General features: G+C 70.0%; 16 protein-coding genes. 8 read left to right on the top strand and 8 right to left on the bottom strand.

Features of this window, described 5'->3' with window-relative positions; translation table 11 throughout:
• Positions 1–135 precede the first annotated feature (135 nt).
• Complete coding sequence (locus tag ACTWQN_RS21740; RefSeq protein WP_443205371.1) at positions 136–1,296, top strand: GAF domain-containing sensor histidine kinase; 1,161 nt, start codon at positions 136–138, stop codon at positions 1,294–1,296.
• Positions 1,297–1,478: 182 nt separating this feature from the next.
• Here ACTWQN_RS21740 and ACTWQN_RS21735 read toward each other — a convergent pair whose 3' ends face one another.
• The 3 genes from ACTWQN_RS21735 to ACTWQN_RS21725 all read right to left on the bottom strand — a co-directional run bounded on the left by ACTWQN_RS21735 (position 1,479) and on the right by ACTWQN_RS21725 (position 3,515).
• Complete coding sequence (locus ACTWQN_RS21735) at positions 1,479–2,120, bottom strand: response regulator (protein ID WP_443205370.1); 642 nt, start codon at positions 2,118–2,120, stop codon at positions 1,479–1,481.
• A gap of 70 nt (positions 2,121–2,190) precedes the next feature.
• Positions 2,191–2,709 (bottom strand): DoxX family protein, encoded by a 519-nt coding sequence (locus ACTWQN_RS21730; RefSeq protein ID WP_443205369.1) that lies wholly within the window; start codon positions 2,707–2,709, stop codon positions 2,191–2,193.
• Between the two features lie 194 nt (positions 2,710–2,903).
• Positions 2,904–3,515, bottom strand: coding sequence for a macro domain-containing protein (locus ACTWQN_RS21725; RefSeq protein WP_443205368.1), 612 nt, complete (start codon positions 3,513–3,515; stop codon positions 2,904–2,906).
• A gap of 139 nt (positions 3,516–3,654) precedes the next feature.
• Here ACTWQN_RS21725 and pheA point away from each other — a divergent pair, with 139 nt between their 5' ends.
• Positions 3,655–4,578 (top strand): prephenate dehydratase, encoded by a 924-nt coding sequence (gene pheA / locus ACTWQN_RS21720; protein WP_443205367.1) that lies wholly within the window; start codon positions 3,655–3,657, stop codon positions 4,576–4,578.
• Positions 4,575–5,222 carry a histidine phosphatase family protein gene (locus tag ACTWQN_RS21715; RefSeq protein ID WP_443205366.1) on the top strand — a complete coding sequence of 216 codons (648 nt, stop codon included), beginning with the start codon at positions 4,575–4,577 and terminating at the stop codon, positions 5,220–5,222. Before pheA ends, ACTWQN_RS21715 begins: the two co-directional genes overlap by 4 nt.
• Before the next feature lie 8 nt (positions 5,223–5,230).
• On the opposite strand, the gene ACTWQN_RS21710 is transcribed toward ACTWQN_RS21715, so the two are convergent.
• Both ACTWQN_RS21710 and ACTWQN_RS21705 read right to left on the bottom strand, forming a co-directional pair.
• Positions 5,231–5,581: a metallopeptidase family protein gene (locus ACTWQN_RS21710; RefSeq protein WP_443205365.1), complete on the bottom strand. Its 351-nt coding sequence runs from the start codon at positions 5,579–5,581 to the stop codon at positions 5,231–5,233.
• 31 nt (positions 5,582–5,612) lie between these two features.
• A complete protein-coding gene (locus ACTWQN_RS21705; RefSeq protein ID WP_443205364.1) occupies positions 5,613–6,614 on the bottom strand; it encodes a septum formation family protein in 1,002 nt (333 codons plus the stop codon).
• 207 nt (positions 6,615–6,821) lie between these two features.
• Between ACTWQN_RS21705 and ACTWQN_RS21700 the strand changes: the two genes are divergently transcribed.
• From ACTWQN_RS21700 to serS, 3 genes are all read left to right on the top strand, one after another.
• A complete protein-coding gene (locus ACTWQN_RS21700) occupies positions 6,822–7,505 on the top strand; it encodes a DUF1190 domain-containing protein (protein WP_443205363.1) in 684 nt (227 codons plus the stop codon).
• Between the two features lie 3 nt (positions 7,506–7,508).
• Positions 7,509–8,678 carry a glutathionylspermidine synthase family protein gene (locus ACTWQN_RS21695; RefSeq protein ID WP_443205362.1) on the top strand — a complete coding sequence of 390 codons (1,170 nt, stop codon included), beginning with the start codon at positions 7,509–7,511 and terminating at the stop codon, positions 8,676–8,678.
• Between the two features lie 72 nt (positions 8,679–8,750).
• The gene (serS, locus tag ACTWQN_RS21690; RefSeq protein WP_443205361.1) at positions 8,751–10,016 is read left to right on the top strand and encodes a serine--tRNA ligase; all 1,266 of its coding nucleotides are present in this window, start codon (positions 8,751–8,753) and stop codon (positions 10,014–10,016) included.
• 59 nt (positions 10,017–10,075) lie between these two features.
• On the opposite strand, the gene ACTWQN_RS21685 is transcribed toward serS, so the two are convergent.
• Positions 10,076–10,711 carry an endonuclease gene (locus tag ACTWQN_RS21685; protein WP_443205360.1) on the bottom strand — a complete coding sequence of 212 codons (636 nt, stop codon included), beginning with the start codon at positions 10,709–10,711 and terminating at the stop codon, positions 10,076–10,078.
• Between the two features lie 114 nt (positions 10,712–10,825).
• Between ACTWQN_RS21685 and ACTWQN_RS21680 the strand changes: the two genes are divergently transcribed.
• Complete coding sequence (locus ACTWQN_RS21680) at positions 10,826–11,098, top strand: cupin domain-containing protein (RefSeq protein WP_443205359.1); 273 nt, start codon at positions 10,826–10,828, stop codon at positions 11,096–11,098.
• On the opposite strand, the gene ACTWQN_RS21675 is transcribed toward ACTWQN_RS21680, so the two are convergent.
• The gene (locus ACTWQN_RS21675) at positions 11,038–11,910 is read right to left on the bottom strand and encodes an LLM class flavin-dependent oxidoreductase (RefSeq protein WP_443205358.1); all 873 of its coding nucleotides are present in this window, start codon (positions 11,908–11,910) and stop codon (positions 11,038–11,040) included. The two genes, ACTWQN_RS21680 and ACTWQN_RS21675, sit on opposite strands and share 61 nt — an antisense overlap.
• Positions 11,911–12,035: 125 nt before the next feature.
• On the opposite strand from ACTWQN_RS21675, the gene ACTWQN_RS21670 reads away from it, so the two are divergent.
• Positions 12,036–12,848 (top strand): HAD family hydrolase, encoded by an 813-nt coding sequence (locus tag ACTWQN_RS21670; protein WP_443205357.1) that lies wholly within the window; start codon positions 12,036–12,038, stop codon positions 12,846–12,848.
• Between the two features lie 3 nt (positions 12,849–12,851).
• Here the strand turns inward: ACTWQN_RS21670 and ACTWQN_RS21665 are convergent, their stop codons facing one another.
• Positions 12,852–13,883, bottom strand: coding sequence for a peptidoglycan recognition protein family protein (locus ACTWQN_RS21665; protein WP_443205356.1), 1,032 nt, complete (start codon positions 13,881–13,883; stop codon positions 12,852–12,854).
• Positions 13,884–14,277 lie beyond the last annotated feature (394 nt).

Genomic DNA, 14,277 nt, shown 5'->3' with positions numbered 1-14,277 from the left:
CAGTTCTGGCGCCTGTCCTCGAATTCATCCGGCGTTTTGCTGCGGGTTGCGCAGTTGTCGTCCGGCCGGGGTGCTGTGAGCTGCGTCGTCCGCACCCGACGTCACGCTGCTGGGAGCTATAGCCTCGTGCATGTCATGGAATCCACCCTCGCCAGGCGAATGTTGGCGGCGTCCACCGAGATCACCAGGTTGGCGCTGTCCGCGGAGGACCCGGAGGCCGTCCTCCCGCTGGTGGTCCGGCGCGCCGCCGAACTCGCCGAGGCCGATCTCGGCGTCGTCACCGTGCGAGCCGATGACGGCCGCCTGACCGTCGAAGCCGCCTACGGGTCACCGAGCGCCACCGGTCCGCTCGGTGATCCGGTCGGCACGGTCCTGTCGTCGCGTTCCGCTGCGGCGCGGGTCGCCCGCAGCGGCGTGCCGGTCGTCGTCGACGACCTCATCGACGACCCGTTGACCGCCCCGTACGTCCCCGCCGCGCTGCGGGTTTACGGCCCGTTCGCGGTAGCGCCGTTCGGCACCCGCGAACGTCGGCTGGGCGCGCTGGCCGTGTACCGGCGGCGCGGCGCGAGCACGTTCACCCGGGTCGCGGTGGACGTGCTGACGTCGTTCGCGGCGCAGGCCGGTCTCGCGCTGGTGCTCGCGGAAGGCTCCACCGCGCGCCAGCGCATCGCGGTCTACCAGGAGCGGGAACGCATCGCGCGCGATCTGCACGACGTGATCGTGCAGCGGCTCTACGCCACCGGGGTGCAGTTGGAGGTCTTGCAGCGACGGCTGTCCGGCCGGTTGGAGACCGCCGATGCGGCCCGGTTGGCCGAGACGATGGAGCAGATCGACCAGGCGATCGCCGAGGTCCGCGCGACCGCTCGCACGCTGCGTTCCGCCGACCCGGAAACCCCTGGTCACGCGCCAGCTTTGGACGATTCGATGCGGTCCGAGGTGCAGATCGCCGGGGAGCTTTTGGGGCGCCCGCCGCAGCTGGAGATCGATGGCGATCTCAGCGACGTCCCGGTGCCGATGGCCGACCACGCCCGAGCGGCGCTGCGCGAAGCACTGTCCAATGTGGTCAGACATGCCGGGGCGCAGACCGTGCTGGTGCGGGTGCGGCGCTCGGAGTCCGGCCTGCTGCTGCAGGTCGTCGACGACGGCTGCGGAATTCCGCGCGATGTCAGCAAACGCGGGCTGCGCAACCTCGAAGAGCGCGCGGTCGCGGCGGGCGGCCGCTGCGCGATCACCTCGTCGCCGGACAGCGGCACCACGATCACCTGGGAAGTCCCCCTCACCACGAACCCCGACTGAGCGACCAACCGGGTACTGCTCGGTGTGCGCCGGGCGAGGTCGATCCGGACAACGGTGAATCCTTTCCGGTGTGCCCGCCTTCGACAGGAAAGGGATCACCGCCGCAGTCCAGGGCCACGCATGATCCAGAACCGATGCCGTTCGGTCGGGCGTGCTGCACGCCCGACCGGGCTGGTTCGTCGTCAGTTCTGGCTCTGGCGGCGGGCGACCCAGGCGGCGGCCTGGGTCCGGCGCTCCATGCCGAGCTTGGCCAGCACCGAGGTCACGTAGTTCTTCACCGTCTTCTCCGCCAGGAACAGCTGCTCGGCGATCTGCCGGTTGGTCAGCCCCTCACCGATCAGTTCGAGCACCCGGCGCTCCCGCTCGGTCAGGGCGGCGAGTTCGTCCGGCTCGGGGCTGGCGGACTGGCGCAACTTCGCCAGCACCCGGCCGGTGGTGATCGGATCCAGCAGCGATCGCCCGGCGGCGACCTCGCGCACGGCGTTGACCAGATCCTGCCCGCGCACCTGCTTGAGCAGATAACCGGAGGCACCGGCGTTGATCGCCCCGACCAGTGCGCTCTCGTCGTCGAAGGCCGTGAGCACCAGGCAGTACGGCGGTTCGGCCAGGGCGCGCAGCCGACGGCACAGTTCCAGGCCGTCGCCGTCGGGCAGCCGCATGTCGATCACCGCGACGTCGGGCCGGGTCGCCTGCGCGCGGACCAGCGCCTCGCCGACACCACCGGCCTCGGCCACGATCGCCACGTCTTCTTCGGTGTCCAGCAGATCGCGCAGACCGCGCCGGACCACCTCATGATCATCGACAAGCAGCACCCTGACTGGCACGAACACCACGCTACGTTCGTGCTCACCAGCGGCTGCGCGGAGGGTCGCCTTGGTGACCGGGAATCCGCGGTTACTTGCGCTTCCTGGCCTTCCTGCCGCCCTTGACCGCGCCCACGGTCTGCTGGGTTTGCGCGGCGACCAGGTGCGCTCGGCGTTTGGCGCGGTAGCCGACGGACGGCTTGCCCCCGGTGTCGACCGCGGTGATCAGCAAGCCGCCGAGCAGCCCGACGTTCTTGAGGAAGTGGGCCTGCTCGTTGGCCCGCCGCTCGGGGTCGTCGATCTCCCAGAACGCGTGCCCCACCAGCGTGGTCGGCACGATGCTCCCGGCCAGCAGCAGCGCGGCCAGCCGCGGGAACTTGCCGATCGCCAGCAGCGTCCCGGCCCCGATCTTCACCGCGCCGTCGATGCGCACCAGGGTTTCCGGATCGGTCGGGAACCGCTCCGGCAGCGAGTCCTTGATCGGGGTCGTGGTCCGCTCCAGCAGCGGGGCCGCCGCCTTGGCGTGGCTCGGCGTATCGCGCAACGCCCCGATCCCGCCGTAGATGAAGATCGCGGCGAGCATCGGCCGGGCCAAACGGCGAATGAGCATGTGGACCTCCTCGGTCGTCTGCCGGTGCGGCCGACGGTACTCACTTCCACCCCGGTCCGCCTGATCATCAAAACATGCGCGGATACGACTCAACTTTTATTCATCGATCGGGAACAAGGCGTCGACAAGCTGTCGAGTGCCCCGGCCAAGATCGAGATCCGCGGGAAAATCCCGATTCGCACCGGAACGAACTGCTAGAGCTGTTCGACGGGGGCGAAGGCTTCGTCCCACGCCGCGGCCACCTGCCGCGCGCACAGATCCGGCGCCACCCCGCCGATACCGGTGCCCAGCCCGGGCATCGCCACCGACCGGACCACCCGCCGGACCAGCGCGCCGTTGTCCAGAACGCCGCTGGACCACAGGCGCAGCACCGCCCGCGCCGCGAGGTAGGGATGCACCGTGTCGACCGGCAGCCGTTCGCCCGGTTCCCGCATCGTCGGCGCGCTGATCAGCCAGATCGGGTTCGGCGCTCCGGTCGGCACCAACAGCGCCTCGCCCACCGGCAGCTCACCGCCGTGGTAGGCCAGCACCGCGCTGCGCACCTGCTCTTCGACGGCGGGGAACGTGTGGGCGTACACGGCGTCGATGCCGCCGCGCATCCAGCCATAGGAGTTCGCCGGGCTCACCACCGCGTCCACCCGCAGGTCCAGCACCGAACCCTGGTGCACGGTGAGGCCGGCTCTGCTGTCGGCGATCTCGTGCCAGGCGGCGGCCAGCGGCTCGTCCAACGCGCACAGAACGAGCTGCAGGTCCGGCTCCGCTCCATCCGCTGAGCGCTCCGAATCTGCGGTCACACCCCACAGCATCGCAGGAATGCGTGGCGCGGTGGCATTGGGTAGGTCACACCTTCGCCGAAACCGGGACGGCGACAGCGATTCCCGCGGCGGGCCGACACCCGCGCCGCCCCGCGGCACGAGTTCGAGGGCGGGCTCCTAGTCTGGGCGGGTGCCACAAATCGCGTACCTCGGCCCGCCGGGCACCTTCACCGAACAGGCCACACGGCTGTTGACCAAAGGATTCGACGCCGAACTCGTGCCCTACGAGACGGTGCCGATGGCCTTAGCCGCGGTGCGCGCCGGAGACGTGCTGGCCGCTGGGGTTCCGGTGGAGAACTCCGTCGAGGGCTCGGTACCGGCCACGCTGGACGCGCTGACCACCGGCGAACCGCTGGTCGCGGTCCAGGAAGCGGTGCTGCCGGTGCAGTTCGACCTGCTCGGCAAGCCCGGTACCGCGCTGACCGAGATCGGCACCGTGGCCAGCCACCCGCACGCCCTCGCGCAGGTCCGCGGCTGGCTGGCGGCGAACCTGCCCGACGCCCGCACCCAGGCGACCAGCTCGACCGCCGCCGCCGCAGCCGCCGCGGCGGCCGGTGAGTTCGACGCGGCGATCTCGGCGCCCGTGGCGCTGGAGTACTACCCCTCGCTGGAGCGGCTGGCCGGTGAGCTCGCCGATGTGCGCGACGCGGTCACCCGCTTCCTGCTGGTCCGCCGACCCGGTGTGCCACCGGAGCCGACCGGCGCCGACCGGACCTCGGTGTGCGCGGTGATCAGCGACGAGGTCGGCACGCTGACCGAGATGCTGGCCGAGCTCTCGCTGCGCGGGATCAACATCAGCCGCATCGAGTCCCGCCCCCTCCGGGACCGCTTCGGCGAATACCGGTTCTTCCTCGACTTCGACGGGCACGTCGCGGATGCCCGGATCGGTGACGCGTTGACGGCGTTGCGCCGCCGGTGCAGCGTGGTCCGGTTCCTCGGGTCCTACCCGAAGGCCGATCGCTCTCCGGCCAGCGTGCGCCCGTCCGCCTCGGAGCAGGCGTTCCAGTCCGCGGCGAAGTGGCTCGAAGACCTCCGCGCGGGGCGGCTGGCATGACCGACCTCGAACTGGTGGCGCCCACCGGATTGCGCCTGGTGCTGGCCCGCCACGGGCAGACCCCGGCCAACGTGCGGCATTTGCTCGACACCCTGCCGCCCGGCCCGGCACTGACCGACCTGGGCCAGCAGCAAGCGGATCAGCTGGCCGAGCGGCTCGCCGAGGAGAAGATCGTCTCGGTGCACGCCAGCCGGGCACTGCGCGCGCAGCAGACGGCGCGGCCCTTGGCGCAGCGGCACCGCCTACCACTGCAGATCGTCGACGGCACGCACGAGATCTACGTGGGCGAGTTGGAAGGCCGCGGGGATCCGGCGGCGCTGCGGATCTTCGACGACGTCTACGCCAGCTGGCACGCCGGGCAGCTCGACGTGCCGATGCCGGGCGGCGAAACCGGTCGCCAGGCGCTGACCCGCTTCGTCGCCGGGGCGCGCCGCGCGGTGGACGGCGCCAGCGCCGGTGCGGTGGCGTTGATCAGCCACGGTGCGATGCTGCGGCTCGCGGCGAGCGCCCTGGCGCCGAACGTCGGGGGCACCGAGGCCAACTCGACGTACCTGCCCAACACCGGCGTGATCGTCCTCGAAGCCGACCCCGATTCCGAAACGGGCTGGCGCTGCCTGTCCTGGGACGGCCTGGACCAGCGCTGATCAGCGGTTCAGGCCCAACCCAGGGCGTGCAGCTGCTCGTCGTCGATGCCGAAGTGGTGGGCGATCTCGTGCACCACCGTCACGGCGACCTCGTCGACCACTTCGGGCTCGTCCGCGCACATGTCCAGCAGCGGCTGGCGGTAGATCGTGATGCGGTCCGGCAGCACCCCGCTGTAGGTGCTGTCCCGCTCGGTGAGCGCGATACCTTCGTACAACCCGAGCAGCGACGGATCGTCGGCGTTGGCTTCCTCCACGAGCACCACGACGTTGTTCATCGCGGCCGCGAATTCCACGGGCAGCAGGTCGAGGGCGTCGGCCACCAGTTCCTCGAACCGGGTACGGGTCATCTCAACCGGCATGACCCTGTTCTACCGCATGACCAGCCGCACGTCAGCGAGGTTCGGTGGCGGGCACGCCCGGTTCGTTCGGGGCCGTGCCGTGCGGTGCCGGTGCGGTACCGACCTGCACCTGCCCCTTGACGCTGCCGGTCACCGGCGCCAGCCCGCTGCCATCCGGCAGTTGCGCGCTGACCTTGCAGTTGACCTGCCGCGAACCGGCGTCCCAGCTCTCCTGCGCCAGCGTGTCCCAATAGATGATCAGGCCCTTGTCCTTGGCCGCCGTCGGGCCTCCGGCGTACTGCGCGGTCAGATCGGCGCACCTGGTCGCTAGCAAACCGTCCTGATCGGGCTCCGCCGGATAGCCGCCGGGGAACTGCTCGCCGAGGTTGACCACGCCGGTGATCTCCACCGCGTGCGGCCGGGCGCAGTCCGCCGGATCCCACACCGCGGTGCCGTTGATGCCCAGGCAGCGGCCGACCGGATAGGTGTTGGACTGGTCCAGTTGGGCCGCGCTGCCGGTGATCGGGTAGAGCTTGCCGGAAGGCCCGGGCTGCTGCAGACCGCAGTGCAGCACGCGGTCCCCGTTGCTCCAGCCGTCCTCGCTCGGGGTGAACGCCCCGACGCTGAACCGGCCGTGCGGGTCGAACCGGTTGGCCAGGAACTGGTTGGACACCTCGATGCAGCGCTGCTGCTTGATCTCCTGCCAACGCTCGGTGTCCGGGAAGGGGGCGTTGTCGCCGAACTCGTCGCGCAGGTCCGCGGTGCCGGTGACCTCGAAGAGGTGCCGCTCGGCGCAGGTGACCTGGCTGATGTCGGCGGCATCCGGCTCGGTCCAGTTCAGGCAGACGCCCGGTTCGGCCTCGAACACCACGCGCGGGGCGGGAGCCGAGCCGATCCGCCCGGATCCGCCGACCCCGGTCTCACCGCCGGTCGGCCAGTTCATCACCGCGCTGATCACCAGGACCAACAGGGCGCCGATGGCGGCCGAGATCATCAGCAGCCGGGTGTGGGGCTTGTTCCGGCTGGACTTGGGAGGTGATTCGGGCGCGGCCATCGATCACATGATGCCCGCCCACCACCGGCCCTGCGCGGTCCCCATGGACTGCGTGACGCCTGGGGCTCGTGAGGGATTGGTCCGGTGAGAACCGGGATTTTCACGCACGAGCAGTGGGCTTCGGAACCGATTCGTTGCCGCGACCGGTGCTGGTATGGGTAATGTTGCTCTTGGGAGTTGGGGGCTATGACGGAAGATGGCAAGCCAGTGGCAGACGACGACCGGCCGCAGCGGGCCGAGGGGACCCCGCACGACCCGCTGAAGCAAGCAACTGAACCGGTGCAGCCCGAGCCCGCCGAGGAGGCGGGGCAGGGTCGGATCCGCTACCAGGATCCGGAGCACACAACCGCGCGCGAACCGACGCTGGCCGAAAAGCGCGCCCGCGTAGCCGCCGAGAAGCGGCGCGACGAGCAGCACAGGGCCGAGCGCGAAGCCGCGGCGCGCAAGACGCAGAAGCGGCGCCGCATCATGATCGGCGGCGGCGCGACGGTCGGCGTCGTGGCGCTGGTGGCGGCGATGTACTCGGCGTCGGAGATCAGCAACCAGGCCAACGCCAGCGAGCAGTACTGCGCCACGGAGCAGTCGGGCCAGCCCGGTACCCGGGACCAGGACCAGAACTGCGACGAGAACTACGTGAACTCCCACCAGGGCTACACCAGCGGTGGGATGTTCTTCATGCCGATCTTCCTGCCGGGTGGGGGGATCGGCGGTTACAACTCCTACCGCTACGCCTACACACCGGCCGGTGTGTCGGCGCCGCCGGTGGGCTCGCCAGCGTCCGGCTCGTCCTTCAACAGGCCGAGCGGTTCGACGATCAAGGACACCACCGGCAAGACCGTCCAGCGCGGCGGGTTCGGCATCAGCAGCAAGACGGGCAGCGGCGGGAGCTGACGGGTGCGGCGCAGGACTTCAGCGCGACGGCCGGACTGGCAGGCGAAGGTCGAAGAGCTCGGGCTCGTCTTCGGCACCCCGGCACGCGCGGCGGACGGCACGGACCGGCCCTACTGGGACGAGGGCGTGCACTACGAGTTCGGCCTCGACGAGGTGCTGTCGTTGGAGGCAGACGTCGAGCTGCTGCACTCGATGTGCTTGGACGCCGTCGATCACGTCGTCACCACCGAGCGCTACAAGGACTTCGGGATCCCGGAGTGGGTGTGGCCGCACATCGCCGAGTCCTGGCGGCGGCACGACCCGCACCTCTACGGCCGGTTCGACCTGCGCTACGACGGCACCGGCCCGGCGAAGCTGCTGGAGTACAACGCCGACACCCCGACTTCGCTGCTGGAGGCGGCGGTCGTCCAGTGGCACTGGCTGACCGAGTGCCACGAGGGCGACGACCAGTGGAACTCCATCCACGAGAAGCTCGTCGAGCGCTGGAGCGAGATCAGCGAGCAGCTGGCCACCAACGAGGTGCACTTCACCTGGTCGTCGGCGGACATCACCGGCGAGGACAACCTCACCGCGGCCTACCTGCAGGAGACCGCGGCGGAGGCCGGGCTGAACACCGTCGGTCTGGCCATCGAGCAGATCGGCTGGGACAGCCTGCTGGAGCGCTTCGTCGACCTGGAAGAAGCGCCGATGAACTCGGTGGTCAAGATCTATCCCTGGGAGTGGATGGTCGACGACGAGTTCGGCAAGCACGCCATCAAGACCCTGCCCGCCACCCAGTGGGTCGAACCGCTGTGGAAGATGCTGCTGTCCAACAAGGCGTTGCTGGCGGTCCTGTGGGAGATGCACCCGGGGCACCCCAACCTGCTGCCGACGTTCCTGGACCAGCCCAGCCTGCTCACCGAGTACGTGCGCAAACCCCGGCTCGGGCGGGAGGGCAACAACATCGCGGTCGTCGCGCCGGGCTGGGAGACCGAGACCGGTGGCGTGTACGGCGAGGAGGGCTACGTCTACCAGGCCTTCGATCCGCTGCCGGAGTTCGACGGGATGCGCCCGGCGCTCGGTGCCTGGGTGGTCGGCGACTCCTCGGCGGGCCTGGGCATCCGCGAGACGGCCGGTCTGATCACCGACGACGGCGCGGCCTTCATCCCGCACCGAATCCCCGCCAGTTCCTAAAGCCGTCACCCGCTGCGCACCCGGCCCCCCGCTCGTGTGAGGTGCAACCGGGTAGAGCTAGGCTGACCAGCTGTGATCGACCTGAAGACGCTACGCGAAGATCCGGAAGCCGTGCGCGCTTCGCAGCGCGCGCGAGGAGAAGACGCGTCCCTGGTGGACGCGCTGCTGTCCGCCGCCGAGCGTCGCAGGTCCGCGGTGTCCCGCGCGGACAACCTGCGCGCCGAGCAGAAGCAGCTCGGCAAGCAGGTCGGCAAGGCCAAGGGCGAGGAACGAGAAGCGTTGCTGGCCCAGGCCAAGGACCTCGCCGCGCAGGTCAAGGCGGCCGAGGCGGAGCAGACGGCGGCCGAGGAAGAGCTGCTGCGGTCGCAGAAGGCCGTCTCCAACATCGTCGAACCCGAGACCCCGCCCGGCGGTGAGGACGACTACGCGGTGCTCAAGCACGTCGGCGTGCCCCCGGAGTTCGACTTCGAGATCGCCGACCACGTCGACCTGGGCACCTCGCTCGGCGCCTTCGACATGGAGCGCGGCGCGAAGGTCTCCGGCGCCCGCTTCTACTTCCTGACCGGGATCGGCGCACAGCTGGAGCTGGCGCTGCTGAACATGGCCGCCGCGCAGGCCACTGCCGCCGGTTTCAGCCTGGTCGTGCCGCCCGTGCTGGTCCGCCCGGAGATCATGGAGGGCACCGGATTCCTCGGCGCGCACGCCACCGAGGTGTACCGCTTGGCGGAGGACGACCTCTACCTGGTCGGCACCTCCGAGGTCCCGCTGGCCGGTTACCACGCGGGCGAGATCGTCGACTTCTCCGCCGGTCCGCTGCGCTACGCGGGCTGGTCGACGTGCTTCCGCCGGGAGGCCGGGTCCTACGGCAAGGACACCCGCGGCATCATCCGGGTGCACCAGTTCAACAAGCTGGAGATGTTCGTCTACTGCCGGGAGGAAGAGGCCCGCGACGAGCACCAGCGGTTGCTGGCCTGGGAAGAGGAGATGCTCGCCAAGATCGAGGTGCCCTACCGGGTGATCGACACCGCGGCCGGGGATCTGGGGGCCAGCGCGGCCCGCAAGTTCGACTGCGAGGCGTGGGTGCCCAGCCAGCAGACCTACCGCGAGCTGACCTCGACGTCGAACTGCACCACGTTCCAGGCGCGGCGGCTGAACACCCGCTACCGCGATGCCGACGGCCGCCCCCAGATCGCGGCCACGCTCAACGGCACGCTGGCCACCACCCGCTGGATCGTGGCGATCCTCGAGAACCACCAGCAACCGGACGGCTCGGTCCGCGTACCCGAAGCCCTGCGCCCCTTCCTCGGCGGCCGCGACCTCCTCGAACCGATCAAGTAGAGGTGAAGGGCACCTTTTACCAAGTTAGTTGGCGAAAGGTGCCCATCACTGCTCACCCGTCAGGCTGCTTTGGTGATTTCGGCGGCGAGGCCGCGGTCGAGGGTGGTGCGGACCAGGGCGGCGGCCAGCCGGGCCAGGTCGGGGCCTTCGACGAGTTCGGCGAGCCGGTCCGGATCGGTCGGCAGACCGAGTTTTTCCGCACCTGCCAAAGCCTTCCGGTCGAAGAACGGCCGGAGTTCGGGCCACACCAGCTGCACTTCGCGGCAGAAGATGTCCGCGCCCACCGGGCCGAGCCTCGGCAGCTCGGTGAGCTTCTCCCGCAGCAGCTCGACGTCCCCGTCGACCTTCGCCCGCAACCGCCGCAGATCGCCGTGGTAGGTGTCCAGCAGCAGCTGCGCGCCCTTGCCGAGGGCGGTGGACGTGCTCTCGTCGTAGCGGGTGTAGCGCCCGCGGTCCAGCGCCTCGACCCGCTGCTGCCAGGTCGCGTCGCACATCTTCTGCGGGGTGCCGAACTCGGCGAGTTCCCGAGCCGCGGACACCGCCAGTTCAGCCTTGATCCGGGTGGACATCAGCACGGCCAGCACCAACAACCGGTACAGCGGGGCGGGCTTGTTCGCCATCGAGATCCCGGACTGCTCGGCGTAGGTGGTGCCCGCCTCGTCCAGCAGGCAACGCACGATGTTCTGCGTCGACATCACCACCACCTCCTGCCGCGACAGGCCTACCCGGCGGCTGCGGGGGGCACACCTGCGACGACAGCGCGGGCTCGACCGCCGACTCATGGTCGGGCCGTGGCGACCAGCTAGGGTGTGCGCCCGGTCCGGCACGAGGGTCACGACTGGCTCTTCGCGCTCGACGGGCAGTTGCACGTCGAGCACGACCAGGAGTCGACGACCCTGCGCGCCGGGGACAGCGTCAGCGCCCGCGTCCCGCACCGCTTTGGGCGAGCACCCCGCCGAGTTCCTCGCGGTCGGCACGACGCTGCTGGCGCCGCCCCGGTAACGGTGCCGACCCGAGTTGATCACAGCTCGGGGAGCACCTCGGAGGCGATTTCCTCGACGGTGGATTCCTTGCCCGCGTAGGGCCCGTCGGCTCGCGGCCAGTGCGTGATCACGTCGGTGAAGCCGAGTTCCGCGGCCCTGCCGACCACTTCGCGAAAATGGTCCACAGTGGACATCGAGAAGACCGGCGCGGCGTCCACCTGCAGGTAGCGGTCCACCTTCTCCGGATCGCGGCCCTGCGCGGCGAGCACTTCGGCGAATCGCAGCGACAATTCGGCGACCGACCGCCACCAGGACTCCAGGTCGTCGGCCCGTCCTCCGGTGGTCACCCAGCCCTGGCCGTAATGGGCGGCCAGGCGCATCGACCGAGGCCCGTTGGCGGCGATCACGAACGGCAGTCGAGGCAGCTGCACGCAACCGGGCGCCCGGTGCGCCCGGACCGCCGTGTAGTACTCACCGGAATAGTCGGTGCGGTCCTGGCTGAGGATCAGGTCGAGCAGGTCGACGAATTCGGTGAACCTGTCGACGCGCTGCCGGGCGGACAGTTCGGGGTAGCCCAGCACGTGCGCGTCGAAGCCGCCGCCGCCCGCGCCGATGCCGAGGGTGATCCGGCCGTCGGAGATGTCGTCCAGCGCGGTCAGCTCCCGCGCGAAGTGCGCCGGATGCCGGAAGTTCGGCGAGGCGACCAGGGTGCCGAGCCGGATCGTCGAGGTGACCGTCGCGGCGGCGGTCAGCGTCGGTACCGCGTCGAACCACGGCTTGTCCACAAGGGACCGCCAACCGAGGTGGTCGTAGGTCCAGGCGTGGGCGAAGCCGTACTCCTCGGCCATCCGCCACAGTGGCTCCGCGGCCCACCACCGATGTTCGGGCAGTATCACGATCCCAACTCGCACGCTGTCGACCGTACTGGTCGCCTCTCACCGATTTCGACCCGATCGGGTGCGGGCCAACGTGGCGCGGATCGCGCCGACGGGTGCTCGGTTCCGGTTGGGCGGTTCGCACCAGGCAGGATTACGACGTGCGCAAACCTGGCCTGGTGGCATCGGACGTGGACGGAACACTGCTCGACCCGATGGAGCGGGTGAGTTCGCGCACCGCGCGAACGATGCGCCGCGTGGTGGCATCCGGAACGCCGTTGGTGCTGGTCACCGGGCGTCCGCCGCGTTGGATGCCGTCGGTCGTCGATGGGCTCGGGGTGACCGGGATGGCGGTGTGCGCGAACGGTGCGGTGCTTTACGACACGGCCGCCGATCGGGTGCTGCACAGTCACTCGATCGACCCGGTGTTGTTGCACGACGTAGCGCGCGAGCTGCGGCGCGAGCTGCCGGGTTGTTACTTCGCGGTGGAGCGGGCCACCGACGGTGCGCGAGACCGGATCCACGAGCAGTTCCTCGCGGAGCCCGGCTTTCGCCGGACGTGGATGAGTTCGGACATCCGGATGGTCGGAATCGACGAGCTGACCGGCAAGCCCGCGGTCAAGCTGCTGGTCCTGCACGAGCAGTTGACCAGCGCGGAGATGACGGCGGTGGCCGGTGCGGTGATCGGCTCCGAACTGCAGCTGACCTTTTCGACCAGCTCCGGGCTGATCGAGCTGTCCGCGGCGGGGGTGAACAAGGCGACCGGGCTGGCGGCGGTCGCCGAGCAGCTCGGCGTCGACCGGGCCGATGTGATCGCCTTCGGCGACATGCACAACGACGTCCCGATGCTCCAGTGGGCCGGCTACGGGGTGGCGATGCGCAACGCCCATCCCACGGCCTTGGCGGTCGCCGACGAAGTCACGACCACCAACGCCGAGGACGGCGTGGCCCACCTGCTCGACCGCTGGTGGTGACGGTCACGGTTGCTGATCGCGTTGCAGGGTGGTGGCCCGGGATCGGATCGTGCTGAGCTGGTCGTAACCCTGCTGACCCGGGCAGGCGGTCTTGCTGACGTCCCGGTGGCCGAAGATCGTCGGGAGCCGGACCTCGGTGCCGGGCGGGAAGTTGGCGTTGTTCGCCGGCTCCGCGATCAGCAGGGCGCGCCCGTCCGCTGGCACGTCCGCGGCGTCCAGCTTCCACGCGCTGATCTTCGCCACCGCCTCGATGGTTTTGCCCGGCGGCGCGACGCGGTCGTAGTTGCCCATCATCGCCACCCCGAAGGTGTTGCGGTTGAAGCCCCGCGCATGGCCGCCGATGACATCGCCCGCCAGCCCGCCGGCGCGTCCCTCGAAAACCGTGCCGCACTTGTCGACCAGCGCGTGGTAACCGATGTCGCCCCACTTCAGCTCGACGGCGTGGTAGTGGTAGATCGCCCGCACGATGCCAGCCGACTGGTCGCAGGTGTAGTCGTTGGTTTCGGCGGTGTGGTGCACCGTGACCGCCTTGGTCTCGGTGGGCTCCGGTGGCCAGGTCATCAGGTTCTCGTCGGCGCCCCACTCGGCGCGGCTGACGATCGGCGGCTGACCAGCGGCGCGCGATCGGGGCTCCGGGGTCGGCCCGGCACCGGGGTTGATCGCGACGAGCTCCAGCTCACCGGTCACGTCCGCGCCGCCCCTGGTGGCGCGCACCTGCGCGTCGCTGGCGGGCCCGGTCCACAGCGGCTCGCTGCCGCTGGTCGAGTCGATCGGTTCCAGTGACGTCCACTGCCCCCAACCGGCGGTGCTTCGGGTGCGCACCTCGATGCGCTCCGGCCCGACCCCGCGCCAGGTGAAACCGACCAGGTCGAAAGGGGTGTCCGCGTGCACTTCGCGCGTTGCGGAGCGGTTCAGCGGCGCGTCGCGCAACGCGATGTGCGTGCTGGTGGTCTCGGGGGCGGATGTCGCGCCCGCGGTGGGCGGCACGGTGGCGGCCAGCAACAGGGCGATCGGGAAACCCAGCCGGAGACGCATTGGCGATACCTCGCTTCCGCGCGGCGGTGCCGATCCGCGCGGACCAGCACCTGGATCGGGGAGACCTACGACAGGCGAGTATGCGGCCGGTCCGGATCATCCGCTGGTCAACTGCGCTGGACGAGTGACCGCGGCGCCCTGTCCCCAGTGGACAGAACACGAGAGCCAACAGCCCCCGGTCACGAACGAACTCGTGCTCCGCGACGCGAGTCGCGCCGTTCTCCGTTCGAGTGACAGGTGAAGGGCACCTTCTACCAACTTAGTTGGTGAAAGACATCCCAGGAGTTTGAATGTCAAGCGGCGGCTTTCTCGACGCGATGCGACCAGGCGGTGGTCTCGTTGTAGGGGGTGCGGGTTTTGAGGCAGCCGTGCAGGATGCCGACGAGGCGGTTGG

The organism is Saccharopolyspora antiqui, assembly GCF_052246905.1.
In the GTDB taxonomy this organism is placed as follows: domain Bacteria; phylum Actinomycetota; class Actinomycetes; order Mycobacteriales; family Pseudonocardiaceae; genus Saccharopolyspora.
The sequence above is the reverse complement of the archived record's forward strand: the minus strand, read 5'-3'. Positions and strand labels throughout refer to the sequence as shown.

What these genes read in the sequence shown, in the direction of transcription:
- ACTWQN_RS21740 (WP_443205371.1), top strand. Translation starts at nt 136, where the DNA reads ATGGAATCCACCCTCGCCAGGCGAATGTTGGCGGCGTCCACCGAGATC.
- ACTWQN_RS21730 (WP_443205369.1), bottom strand. Translation starts at nt 2,709, where the DNA reads ATGCTCATTCGCCGTTTGGCCCGGCCGATGCTCGCCGCGATCTTCATC.
- ACTWQN_RS21725 (WP_443205368.1), bottom strand. Translation starts at nt 3,515, where the DNA reads ATGCTGTGGGGTGTGACCGCAGATTCGGAGCGCTCAGCGGATGGAGCG.
- ACTWQN_RS21715 (WP_443205366.1), top strand. Translation starts at nt 4,575, where the DNA reads ATGACCGACCTCGAACTGGTGGCGCCCACCGGATTGCGCCTGGTGCTG.
- ACTWQN_RS21710 (WP_443205365.1), bottom strand. Translation starts at nt 5,581, where the DNA reads ATGCCGGTTGAGATGACCCGTACCCGGTTCGAGGAACTGGTGGCCGAC.
- ACTWQN_RS21705 (WP_443205364.1), bottom strand. Translation starts at nt 6,614, where the DNA reads ATGGCCGCGCCCGAATCACCTCCCAAGTCCAGCCGGAACAAGCCCCAC.
- ACTWQN_RS21685 (WP_443205360.1), bottom strand. Translation starts at nt 10,711, where the DNA reads ATGTCGACGCAGAACATCGTGCGTTGCCTGCTGGACGAGGCGGGCACC.
- ACTWQN_RS21665 (WP_443205356.1), bottom strand. Translation starts at nt 13,883, where the DNA reads ATGCGTCTCCGGCTGGGTTTCCCGATCGCCCTGTTGCTGGCCGCCACC.